Source organism: Chryseobacterium capnotolerans, from assembly GCF_021278965.1.
Taxonomy (GTDB): Bacteria; Bacteroidota; Bacteroidia; order Flavobacteriales; family Weeksellaceae; genus Chryseobacterium; species Chryseobacterium capnotolerans.
This window is the reverse complement of record NZ_CP065589.1, coordinates 537,924-551,006: the sequence shown is the minus strand read 5'-3', so window position 1 is coordinate 551,006 and position 13,083 is coordinate 537,924. Positions and strand designations below refer to the sequence as shown.

8 protein-coding genes and 2 pseudogenes are annotated in these 13,083 nt (G+C 36.4%); 9 read left to right on the top strand and 1 reads right to left on the bottom strand.

Features of this window, described 5'->3' with window-relative positions; translation table 11 throughout:
- The first annotated feature begins 18 nt into the window (after positions 1-18).
- The 8 genes and pseudogenes from H5J24_RS02520 to proC all read left to right on the top strand — a co-directional run.
- On the top strand, positions 19-1,224 hold the full coding sequence (locus H5J24_RS02520) for a pyridoxal phosphate-dependent aminotransferase (RefSeq protein WP_068944543.1): 1,206 nt from the start codon (positions 19-21) through the stop codon (positions 1,222-1,224).
- Between the two features lie 10 nt (positions 1,225-1,234).
- A complete protein-coding gene (locus H5J24_RS02515; protein ID WP_068944544.1) occupies positions 1,235-1,720 on the top strand; it encodes a hypothetical protein in 486 nt (161 codons plus the stop codon).
- 3 nt (positions 1,721-1,723) lie between these two features.
- Positions 1,724-2,737, top strand: coding sequence for a UDP-N-acetylmuramate dehydrogenase (gene murB, locus H5J24_RS02510; RefSeq protein ID WP_068944545.1), 1,014 nt, complete (start codon positions 1,724-1,726; stop codon positions 2,735-2,737).
- Between the two features lie 138 nt (positions 2,738-2,875).
- Entirely contained in the window at positions 2,876-5,629 is a 2,754-nt protein-coding gene (locus tag H5J24_RS02505; RefSeq protein WP_068944546.1) for a TonB-dependent receptor, read from the top strand.
- Between the two features lie 19 nt (positions 5,630-5,648).
- Positions 5,649-6,872, top strand: a complete 1,224-nt coding sequence (locus tag H5J24_RS02500) for a DUF4876 domain-containing protein (RefSeq protein ID WP_068944547.1) — start codon at positions 5,649-5,651, stop codon at positions 6,870-6,872.
- Positions 6,873-6,900: 28 nt separating this feature from the next.
- The gene (locus H5J24_RS02495) at positions 6,901-8,424 is read left to right on the top strand and encodes a DUF6850 family outer membrane beta-barrel protein (RefSeq protein WP_141395725.1); all 1,524 of its coding nucleotides are present in this window, start codon (positions 6,901-6,903) and stop codon (positions 8,422-8,424) included.
- Between the two features lie 2 nt (positions 8,425-8,426).
- Positions 8,427-9,576, top strand: a pseudogene (locus tag H5J24_RS02490) (cytochrome-c peroxidase).
- Positions 9,577-9,700: 124 nt separating this feature from the next.
- A pseudogene (proC, locus tag H5J24_RS02485) lies at positions 9,701-10,510 on the top strand (pyrroline-5-carboxylate reductase); the annotation flags it as partial.
- On the opposite strand, the gene H5J24_RS02480 reads toward proC, so the two are convergent.
- Positions 10,500-10,913: a VanZ family protein gene (locus H5J24_RS02480; protein WP_068944551.1), complete on the bottom strand. Its 414-nt coding sequence runs from the start codon at positions 10,911-10,913 to the stop codon at positions 10,500-10,502. The pseudogene proC and the gene H5J24_RS02480 overlap by 11 nt on opposite strands.
- 55 nt (positions 10,914-10,968) lie before the next feature.
- Between H5J24_RS02480 and lnt the strand changes: the two genes are divergently transcribed.
- Positions 10,969-12,603, top strand: coding sequence for an apolipoprotein N-acyltransferase (gene lnt / locus H5J24_RS02475; RefSeq protein WP_068944552.1), 1,635 nt, complete (start codon positions 10,969-10,971; stop codon positions 12,601-12,603).
- The last annotated feature ends 480 nt before the right edge of the window (positions 12,604-13,083 follow it).

Below are 13,083 nucleotides of genomic sequence, written 5' to 3'. Positions count from 1 at the left end.
ATACAAATTTTTTGAACAATGCCGAATATTTCAAACAGAGCACTGCATATGCCGCCATCGCCGGTAAGAAAACTGGTTCCCTTTGCGTTACAAGCAAAACAAAAAGGAATAAAAGTATATCACCTTAATATCGGGCAGCCTGATATTGAAACTCCGGAAACAGCGTTAAATGCTTTAAAGAATATTGATCTTAAAGTACTGGAATATGCACTTTCTGAAGGTAACCTGGATTATAGAAAAGCCCTTACAGAATATTACCATTCTTTAGGTTTTTCAGATCTTACTCCTGATAACTTCATTGTTACCAACGGGGGTTCTGAAGCCTTGAACTTTGCTATTTCAACGTTGTGCGATGATGGAGATGAAGTAATCATCCCTGAACCTTATTATGCAAACTACAATGGATTCACCAGTACGTTTGATGTGAATGTAGTAGCAGTTTCGTCTACCATTGATACAGGTTTTGCTCTGCCTCCAATTGAAGAATTTGAAAAAAAGATTACAGAAAAAACCAGAGCAATCATCATTTGCAACCCAGGTAACCCTACAGGATACCTTTATACCCGTGAAGAGCTTAAGAAGCTTTCTGAAATTGCTTTAAAATATGATATCGTAATTATCTCTGATGAGGTATACAGAGAATATGTATATGATGGGAAACAGCAAGTATCTATTCTTGACTTCCCTGAACTAAAAGAAAACTGCATCGTTATCGATTCAGAATCCAAGCGTTATTCTATGTGTGGAGTAAGAATCGGATGTATGGTAACACGTTCTCAAAAAATCCGTAATGCAGCAATGCTATTTGCACAGGCAAGACTAAGCCCTGTTCTTTTGGGACAGATTGCAGCAACAGCGGCTCACCAGAATGATGGAGCATATATCAGAGCTGTAAGAGAAGAATATACCCACAGAAGAAATATTTTAGTAGACCTTTTAAATGCTATTCCGGGAGTAATCTGCCCTAAGCCAAGAGGTGCATTCTACTGTGTTGCTGAACTTCCTGTAGATGATACTGAGAAATTTGCACAATGGCTGCTTGAGTCATATTCTCTTAACAAAGAAACCATCATGGTAGCTCCTGCCGGAGGTTTCTACAGCGATCCAGAATTAGGTAAAAAACAGGTAAGAATTGCTTACGTACTGAAAGAAGAAGATCTTAAAAGAAGTGCTGAAATTCTGAAAGAAGCTTTAAAGCAATACAGAGAAGAATTTAGCCTATAAATTATCAATGATGCCGACAACAAAAAATGCATATCTGAAACTCATCTTTCCGATCTTTTTGCTGTCGGCATTTTTTTCCTGTGATTCAAAAAAATCAGAACAAGCTCTGCCCTCCAAAAATTCAAATGAAATAACCCTCATCAGGCTGTCTCATATTGGAGGAACTCTGGGTGAATATAGGATTATCAAGGTTACTAAAGATTCTGTCTTTACAGAAAAAGGAGCTACCGTTAATAAAACCCATCAAGAATGGGCCGCAGCTATCAACAAGGATACATGGAAGCAGCTCATCTCCTCAATCAATATTAAAGATCTAGACAATATCAAAAGTTCACCAAGCCAGCAATCAGTAGATGGTATTGATGAGACTTTTCAGATACGCACATCCAAGAAAGCTCATTTCTACGTGAACTCTTTTGCCGATCCGGAACATTACAAACAGCTTCAACAGCTTAAAGAACAATTAGACAAAATTCTTCCAAAAGAATACCAATAAAACATGCAAGAAAATTTTTCATTAAAGCCTTATAACACATTTGGGGTTGATGCCCAAGCAAAATACTTTGTTGAAATAAACAGCATTAAAGAATTAAAAGATGCTCTTACTTTTTCAAAAGAAAATGCCCTTCCTCTTCTACTTCTTGGAGGCGGAAGTAATATTCTGTTGACAAAAAATTTTGAAGGTCTTGCTATTAAGCTTAATCTAAAAGGGATTTCTGAGAAAAATCTCAATAAAAATGAAATTCTGGTTACTGCAGAGGCAGGAGAAAACTGGCATGAATTTGTGATGGATTGTCTGAATAAAAATTATGGCGGATTGGAAAATCTATCTTTGATTCCCGGAAATGTAGGAACTTCTCCAATGCAGAATATTGGAGCTTACGGAACGGAAATCAAGGATGTATTTGTTCACTGCCAGGTGTTGGATCTGGAAAACCTTGAGATTGAAACTTTCGATATTGAAAAATGCAGGTTTGGGTATAGAGATTCCATCTTTAAACAAGAAGGAAAAGGAAGATACATCATTTTAGAAGTTACTTTTAAGCTTACAACAAAGGATCATCACATCAAAACTGAATATGGAGCTATTACCTCTGAACTTGAAAAATTAGGAATTGAAAACCCTTCTATTCAGGACGTATCCAGAGCGGTGATCAACATCAGACAAAGTAAACTTCCGGATCCTAAGCAAATTGGAAATGCAGGAAGCTTTTTCAAGAACCCAACCATTCCTTTAGCTCAGTTTGAAGAATTACAACAGAAATTTGAAAGCATCCAGGGATATCCTAATGGTAATATGGTAAAAGTGCCTGCCGGATGGCTGATTGAGCAATGCGGATGGAAAGGTAAGCAAATCGGAAATGTAGCTTCCCATAAGCTTCAGTCTTTGGTCATCATCAATGCAACCGGAGAAGCAACCGGAAAAGAGATTTTTGATTTCTCCACTGAAATCATCAATTCTGTACAAGAAAAATTCGGGATAAAATTGGAGCGGGAAGTGAATATTATATAACTTTCACATCAGATTATATAACAGAAATCCGGGCATTTTCCGGAATTTTGCTTTTTATTTTAATTTATTCTAAATAACCATTGTCTAGCGTTATTATATTTTATAATTTTGCAGTCTTCTTATTTAGAATAAATAAAAATGACTAGATCTTTACTTTTTGTTTTCTTTTTCATTTTCAGTCTACAGTTTGTAAAAGCACAAAATGAAAACTCTCAATTGCAAATCACTGTATTTGATGAAAACAACAAAGAATTAAAAGGGGCTTCTGTTACCATCAATCAAACCTCTTTAACAACTGATAAAAATGGAAATACAAGTATTACTATTCCCAACGGTAAATATCACATCAAAATTACCCATCCTGAGTTCCAGGAAAAAGAGCTGAATATTACGCATGCTTCCCCTCAAAACATTACGATTAAACTTCTGCCCATCAATAAACTGGAAGAAGTAGTTGTATTTTCTAAGGAAGGAAAAGGCTTAACAACCAAATCTGTAATTGACAGACAGGCAATGCAGCACTTACAGCCTTCCAGTTTCTCCGATCTTATGGAACTTCTTCCCGGAGGACTTTCAAAAACGCCCATGTTAAACTATAATAATAGAGCAACTCTTCGGGAAAATACCGCAGGTTATAGCGGAAATGAATACAATACTTCCTCTCTTGGAGTACAATTCATGATTGATGACAACATCATCAATTCCAATGCAGATATGCAAATTTCGGTAGATAACAGACAATTTGCAGAAGGTCCGAAAGGTAGGGAAACAGCAACTTCCGGAGTTGATATGAGAACCATATCCACCAATGACATAGAGAAAGTAGAAGTCATCCGCGGTATTCCCTCAGCGGCCTATGGAGACCTTACTTCAGGGTTGATCAAAATTGAACGTAGAATAAAAGCTTCTCCCTTGCAGGCAAGATTTAAAGCTGATGGCTTTAGTAAGCAGTATTATCTGAGCAAAGGCTTTAAGATTACTGATAAGTGGCAACTGAGTGCAAGCGCAGACTACCTCGACTCAAAGGCAAATCCCACTGATGATTTTGAAACTTACCAGCGTATCACAGCTTCCATCCGTTCAAAGAAAATTTCAACATTATGGTCAAGACCATTAGAATGGAAATCTACGATTGATTTTTCTACTAACATTGATAATAAAAAATATGATCCGGACAATGGTTATCCATCAACCGATAAATATGAATCCAATAATAAAAGAATCAGCGTAACGAATAACTTTATCTATCAACTTGATAAAAATTCTTTTTTCAATAAGTTAACTTTAAATACAGCCATCCGTCAGGGATTTGAAAAAATAGAACAGGTAAAACTGATTCAGCTTTCTGGTCCACGTTCATTTTCTCTTGCTACGGAACAAGGAGAAAATGTGGGATACTATCCAGACCTCCGCTATATCACTGAATTTTCTACAGAAGGAAAACCTTTGGATATCACTGCTTTTTTTCAGGCAAACGGAACCAAGAAAACCTTTGGAATTACTCATCAATATGAAGCTGGGATTGATTGGAGGTATTCAAAAAATAATGGTAAGGGGATGCAATATGACATGAAAACGCCACCTTCTGCCAACTCAGGAATCGCAAGACCAAGACCCTACAATGATATTCCCGCTTCCAGCTTATTAGCAGCTTTCTTTGGCGACCAAATGAGCTACGCTCTTAATCAGCATAAATTCACCTTGTATGCAGGATTGAGATTGTCAAAAAATCTGGGGATTGACAATTCTTATGCAATCAGTAAAAAAGTTTTTGCTGAACCAAGATTGAATTTCCAATACAGTCTGCCCCACCTCATCATTAATGGCTATCCTTTAAAAACAGATGTTACCTTAGGATATGGTCTTTTCTACAAACAGCCTACGCTGCTGATGCTTTATCCAAACAAAGAATATTGGGATTACACTCAGCTGAATCACTATCATAATGATGAACAGTATCGATATGTAAATTTCATGACCTATGTACAGCCAAAGGAAAATAAAGAACTTGAAGCAGCTAAAAGCATTAAAAAGGAAATTCGTTTAGATCTTTCTTACAGAAATCATGAATTCTTTATGACTTATTTTAAAGAAAATATGACCAATGGTTTCCGAAATATGGAACAAACTACAGTTCATCGTTATAAACAATATGATAACACAAAGGTAGATTTAACCCAATGGACCCCAAACGGACCAGATTTAACCAAGGTCCCTTATGAAGTTAAAAATGTTTTTGGAGAATACACCACTACAGAAAACGGAAGTGAAACGTTAAAACAAGGAATTGAATTTGGATATACCTCGCCAAGAATCAAGGCCATTAATACAAGATTTACCTTTACTGGTGCATGGTTCAAAACCCAATACAGAAATTCAGCACCTATTATTAAAAGACCTAATGGCTCTATCGGAACAGAAGCTTATCCTTATTATGGGATCTATAAATCTGATTATGGTTATGTGAATTCAAACCTAAATTATAACCTGCTTATAGACACCTATCTTCCAAGTCTTGATATGATTATTTCAGCTTCTATACAAGGAAGCTTATATGACCACAGCAGAAATGACAGAAGAATTGCTGATCCTATTTCTTATTATGGAGTTGATGGAGTAATACATCCTTTTACAGAGGCAGACAGAACAGATACTTATAAACAATGGCTGGTAAGAAACGTTTCAGTTTCTGATAATCTGGATAGACTTTACACTTTTACCATGATAGGAAATATTAAAGTCACTAAGAGTATTTATAAGGCACTTCGTACCTCGTTATTTGTCAACAGGCTTTTCAACTATAGTGCCCCTTATGTTTTCAATAATGTAAAGGTTTACAGAAAAGGAGCGAATGCCCCGTATTTCGGGATGGAATTAAACTACAATTTTTAATATATATCAAAAAAATAACATGAAAAAAAGAGTTTTACTACTAAGTTTAGCCGCAATGATGGCTACAACATTTACAGTAACATCATGTACCAGTGATGATTTCGGAACAACCACTACTCAAAATGGAGTTTTAACATTAAATTTTTCAGGTGAAAATATTTCGTCTTACAAAAGTTTGGATCTTGAAATCAGAGAAGTCAATACAGGTGCTGTAAGAAGAGAAACCATTAAGAATGTGAATACATATTCTTTACCTTTACCTTATGGATCTTACAAAATTACAGTAAACGGTGGGGTAATTTCCAATAATGAAGAGGTATCAGCTGGAGCGATGGCTCAAACCGATATTGCTTTGCCGGCCACTAACCTTAATATTCCAATTATTATTAAGAAATTTCATGATGACTTTATCATTGAAGAAGTTTTCTTTACAGGAATCAAAACAGTAGAAGGTAAAAATTACAACTCAGGGCGTTATTTTAAATTAACCAATAACACCAAGGAAGTATTATATGCAGACAAACTCATCATTGGGCAATCTGAGTTCCTGACTGTAGAAGATAAAAACCCTACTCCATACAACGCTAACCTCTCATTCCCGGTAAAAGCAGTAATGGTACTCCCAGGTTCCGGAACTGATTATCCTGTACAGCCAGGAGATTTCATCGTTATTGCAGACAACGCGATCAATCATAAGGCTCAGACAAGTACAGCTTATGACCTTCATAATGCGAACTTTGAATATCCTTCAAACAATCCGGCATTAGGACAGGTAGACAACCCTTCTGTTCCGAATGCAAAAGTGATCTATTCACAAATGAACTTTAACATGTTCTTTTTACACGATCGTGGTTTTGAAAGCTATGTGATCGCTCGTTTTCCATTCAATGAAAATGAAGAAAGCTTCCTGAATAAAAATAAATATGACTATACTTACATTAACAGTGCAGGTGGAGTTACATCAAAAAGTGCTTATTCTATTCCTAATTCTTGGATTATTGACGGGGTAAACAACAGTATCTCTTCTAAATTTGCCCATACCCTGACTTCTGCAAGTATTGACGGCGGATGGACTTCCGTAGGAACTATTGATAAGGATCCTACCCGTTTCGGAAAATCGGTAAGACGTAAAGTAAACGGACAGATGACGAATGGTAAAAACCTTTACCTGGATACCAACAACTCATCAAATGACTTTGTAAAAGACGCTCAACCAAGTTTAAGAGATGGTATCGTTCACTAAAATACAGTCCGATATTCAACAGCAAATTATGTTACATACAAAAACATTTTTCTGTCTGTTATTGATTGGGGCTTCTTTTAATATAAAAGCTCAGGATAGTTTAAAACTGTTCAAAACACTCACTAATCAGTACAATCAGGAAAGAGATTTTAAAAATAACTTTTACTATAACCCGGCATCTATATCAGGTTATAGTACTTCTTCATTTTCAGAATTCAGTGTCGGTTATCAGAACAACAATGAAAATGTTTACCGTCAGCAATTAGGAAATGGCAGCAAAGGACTGATGATAAAAGCACAGTCTTTTCAAAAGCTGAAGCCCAACCGATTTGTATGGGGAAGCGCAAGCTATCAGAACTTAAAAATAGGCTCTGTAAAGTGGAACGAAACATTAGATTATGAACGTATCGCTCCCTACATTACCTCAGATTCCGTTGGTGGAAAACTCAATCTGGAACGTTATCAGTTTGCTGGAGGATACCTTGAGAAAATAAACAGATGGACTGTTGCCGGGCAGATAAGCTATTCTGCACAAATGGGCTATCGTTCAAAAGATCCCAGGCTGGAAAGCAGAACTTCAGACATGAGAATAAATGCAGGGGTAAACTACCAAATTTTCAGAGAATATGAAGTGGGCGTTTTTGGTGAATTTAATAAATACACTCAGAACAATTCAATTCAGTTTCAAAGCCTTTTGGGCAGACCTTATGTATATTTGATGTCGGGACTTGGTTTCTCTAATTACTTATTTAATGGAGGAACGCGCCCTGCCAATACTTTCGAAGAATTTGCTTATAAAGGAGGAATTCAGATTTCCAACAAACAAGGAAAAGACTTCTATCTTCAGGCTTCAATGGGAAAATCCAGCAATATTAAAAGTTATAATGATAGTTCCAACGAAAACCATAACACTTCTGACCTGAAAAATGAAAAAATTGAATTGGAAGGAGCAAAGTTTTTTACTATTAATGAAAAACACCGTGTTGGTTTATCAGCTGGATATATAAGCTCCCGAAAAACAGGCTCTGAATATGGGTATTCTATGAATACAGCTATAATGACTCAAATTTTCAAAAGAGAAGCCTACCGTAGAGAAAATTACACAGCATCTGTCAAAGGTTTCTATCAGTATACCCAAGAGAATTTCTCGATTACTGCAGTTCCTTTCTTTGGATATGAAGAAATAAAAGAACTAAGACTTTATCCCAACTCAGGGCAGAAGTTCACCTATTCCTACTTCGGACTTAATGCGGATTACAAACAACAAGTTAACAATAACCAGGTATTTACATTTCAACCTTATTTCTATAAAAGAGTAGTCAACCAATCCATCAATGCTCTGGGCACAACCTCAAATGCTGCTGTTGATGAATGGGTATTGCAGGACTATATGTTCCAGGCGAGTGATATTACAGCATTAGGAGCTTCCGTAAGATATGATTTTAAACTGGATAAACTGCCTGCATTCTTTGTAAGCGCGCAATACCAGACACAGAAAATCCAGGAAAAAAATAATAATTTCGTAGGCGCAAGCATAGGGATAACATTTTAGACATGAAAAAATTAATGTATTGGGGATTAGGAGGTATTGTCCTGATTTTAGTGAGTTTTACCCCTAAAGTAAATCAAAATATACTTGACATTCAAGATCCCACTATTGAAGATATTGTAAATAGCTATAAAAAGGCAATCGCAGAATGGCCGAAACCGGATATTGATTATGGTGTAAAGTGGAAAGAATTCTCGCCTATTAAAAGAGACTCTGCATTTTTTGTAGAACAGGATAAACCTGGTGTTATCCTGGGGAAAATGTTATTCTTTGATCCAAAATTATCCCAATCTAATCAGATTTCGTGCAGCTCATGTCATGATCCTGAAATGGGTTGGTCAGACCGAAGACAGGTTGCTTTAGGAAACAACCACCTTTTGGGAAACAGAAATACGCAATCTCTTTATAATATTGCCGAAAGACAGATCTTTTTCTGGGATGGCAGAGCAAAAACGCTTGAGGAACAGGCAGCCGGTCCATTAGGTGCCCATCATGAGATGGCAATGGACGTAAAAACATTACCTGCAAAAATTCAAGCTTTGAAGGGATACAAACCTCTTTTCAAGAATGCGTATGGAGATGAGAAAGTAACCTATGATAGAATTGTAAAAGCAATTGCCGATTTCCAGAAAACGATTAAAAGCCAGCCAAGCCGTTTTGATAAATTTCTGGAGGGAAAGTACAATGCCTTATCTGATGAAGAAATCTATGGAATGCATATTTTCAGAACAAAAGCACGCTGCATGAACTGCCATAGCGGACAATATCTTACGGACGAATCTTTTCATAATATTGGACTTACTTATTACAAAAGAAAATATGAAGATCTAGGATTGTATAATATCACCAAAAAACCTGAAGATGTGGGAAAATTCAGAACCCCTCAATTAAGAGACTTGATGCTCACCCAGCCATGGATGCATAATGGATTTTTTGGAGAACTGGAAGGTATCGTAAATATATACAACAGTGGAATGCATATGATAGATCCATCTCCTGAAGCTAAGCAGAAAGATCCTCTTTATCCTGTAACAGATCCTCTTTTAAAGCCTTTAAAGCTGACAAAAGAAGAAAAAAAAAGCTTTGGTTTCCTTTCTTGAAGCTCTTTCAGGAACAAAATATAAAATGAGACGACCAGAATTCCCTGTGGAGTAAAACTATTTTGACACATAAAAAGAGTCTGGCATCTGCCGGACTTTTTGATTAAAGAGGAAGCCTATATAAGTTAACCTTCTATTTCCTATCACAATAAAAAACATTATTTTCGTTTCAAAATCACCACAACATGAAAATAGCTATTTTGGGAGCCGGAAATATGGGACTATCTTTTTCAAAATCATTTTTGAAATATGAACTGATAAAACCGGAAAACCTTCATCTGATTACCCGAAGCCAGGCCAAAATCTCCAAAATAGCAGAAGATTTCCCCCAATCAAAAATATCTACCTTTGATGAAGTTACAGAACTGGATGCTGACCTGATTATTATTGCCGTAAAACCACAGGACTTCCAAACAGTGGCTCAGAATTTCAGATTTACTTTAAAGGAAAACCAAATGGTTTTATCCATTATGGCCGGAATTAATATTGAGAAAATTCAAAAATCATTAAACCATCCATTGGTAGTAAGAGCAATGCCTAATTCTCCTACCCTTCTAGGAATGGGAATTACTGGTTATACTGCTGCAGACGGCATTTCTTTTAGCCAGCTTATCAATATTGAAAGGCTGCTAAACAGTACCGGGAGATCTGTTTATTTGGAAGATGAAAATCTTTTGGATGGTGTTACCGCTCTTTCCGGAAGCGGACCTGCCTATTTCTACTATATTATTGATGCCATGATTAAGGCAGGAATTGAAATGGGAATTGAAGAAAATCTATCTAAGCTATTTGTAAAACAAACTATGCTGGGTGCTTATCATCTCATCAACAATTCTGACAAGAACCTTGAAGAATTGATCAAAGATGTAGCTTCCAAAGGCGGGACTACAGAAGCAGCATTAAAAACCTTTGAAGAAAACAACTTCAAAGAAATTCTAAAACTAGGAATTTTAAATGCCGAGAAAAGAGCTAAAGAGCTCAACAGCTAAATCTCTTTTCAATCAATCTTCTAAGCTGCCATCCTAAATACACTCCAAATGTATTCAGGAGGATATCATCTACCTCAAATATTCCCATTCTTGTAAAATACTGAAGTCCTTCCACAATGGTAATGGCAGGTATAAATGTAAAAATTAACGATTTCAAATCGGCTAGTTTTGGAAAGATCCATCCCAGAAAGCCAAAAGGAACAAACATCACGATATTTCCTATCACAATAATAACAATATCCTTCCAGGACATTGCACCTTGAATAAATTTAATGGTAGAAAACACAGGTTCCACAGTAATCAGATTATCTTCATACTGAAATCTTCCCATTCCCAGAAACAGCAGGTACAATAAAAACAGCGTATAAGGGAGAATAATAATTTTATATAATTTCTTTAACATCGGATGCTAATATATTCATTTCAAAAACATTAAATTTGTATATTAAAATAATTTAATGAAATACGTTCTGCTAACACTTATTTCAGCAATGCTGCTGTCGGTCTCTTGGCCTACTTATGGAGTTCCTTTTTTTATCTTTTTCGCCCTCGTTCCTCTTCTGATGATGGAACACGGCATTTCAAAATTTTCAGATTACAAAAGAAAAGGCTGGATTATCTTTGCCCTATCCTATCTTTGTTTCGTCATCTGGAATATTGTCACTACAGGATGGCTGTATGGCTCCAAAAATCCGGACGGAAGTCATTCTATGATGGCTGTTGTATTTCCGGTTCTTGTCAATTCACTTTTGTATTCCTCGGTATTCCAATGTTATCATTGGTATAAAAATGCTCAGGGAACGTATTGGGGACTAGGATTCTTCATTGCTATCTGGATGAGTTTTGAAAAATTTCATTTAGGTTGGGAACTTACCTGGCCATGGCTGAATTTAGGAAATGTATTTTCAGATTATCCCAAACTGATTCAATGGTATGATACCTTAGGAGCAACCGGCGGAAGCTTTTGGATCTTACTAATCAACGTTCTTATTTTCTATACGGTAAGAACATGGGAAGCAGGAAGAAAGAAAAAAGACCTGATTAAAAATTCATCGATTATAGCAGCTTTAATCGCTGTTCCTATGATTATTTCGATCATAAAGTATAACAATTTTAATGAAAAACCATCCGGACAGGTGAATGTATTAATGCTGCAGCCTGATCTTGATCCGTATGCCGAAAAATATTCAAAAGACAGTTTAACGATTGAACATGATCTTTTGGCACTGGCTGAAAAAAATTCAACCACAAAAATAGATTACTATATTGCTCCGGAAACAGCCCTGCCTGGCAGAGGTTCCATTTCTGAAACCGGCTTGGAAAAAAGTTTGCTTTTAAATAATGTCAGAGATTTTCTGTCTAAACATCCGGGATCTGTTTTTGCAACAGGAATATCTTCACACCGCTTATATTTCAATCCGGCAACTTTACCCAAAGAAGCTTATGAGATTAATCAGGGAGTTTGGGTAGCAAGCTACAATACAGCAATTCAGCTTGCTCCTCAACAAAAAACACAGGTTTATCACAAAGGAAAACTGGTTCCCGGTGTCGAGATCTTCCCTTATATGAATGTTCTAAAGCCTCTTTTAGGAGATGCTATGCTGAATTTAGGCGGAACTGTTGCCTCTTTAGGAACAGACAAAGAAAGAATTGCCTTTTCTAATCCTTACAACAAGGGGAAAATGGCGCCTATTATCTGCTACGAAAGTATTTATGGGGAGTTTGTCACAGATTATGTAAAAAAAGGAGCTAATTTCCTGGCTATTATGACCAATGATTCATGGTGGGGAGTTACAGAAGGCCACAAGCAGCTTTTATCTTACACAAAACTAAGAGCCATTGAAACCCGAAGAGAAATTGCCCGTGCAGCCAACAGTGGAATTTCTGCCCATATCAATGCCAAAGGTGAAGTGACAGCAGATACTTTCTATGGAGACCAAACTGCATTATTTTCAAAGGTTAATCTTTATGATGGAATGACATTCTACTCCAGAGCCGGAGACCTCCTTTCCAGGTTTTCAATGTTTGCTTTAGGATTTCTATTATTCTATTATCTGATTAAATGGTTTCAGGCAAAAACAAAGAAAGCATAGTGATTGAAAATCAGCAACACTGATTTTTACACTTTAAAATATAGTCTGCGTTATCTGCACAATCTGAGAGATATTGAATTCTCGCTGATGAAGCAGATAACGCAGATTTTTATTTAACCACAAACATCTGTGCTGATCTGTGAAATCTGTGGGAAATAAAAACTTTTGCAGATTGAATGAGTAACTCCGTTTTCTTATTTGAATAAAAATAACCACACCCATCTGCGTCATCCGCGAGATCTGCAAGATATTTAAACTCGCTGATGAAGCAGATAAAGCAGATTTTTATTTTACCACAAACATCTGTGCTGATCTGTGAAATCTGTGGGAAATAAAAACTTTTGCAGATTGAATGAGTAACTCCGTTTTTTTATTTGAATACAAATAACCACACCCATCTGCGTCATCCGCGATGATATGTAAGAAACATTTAACCCCATTTCCATAAAGCCAATCCCCAACAGATTACCGGAATAAAAA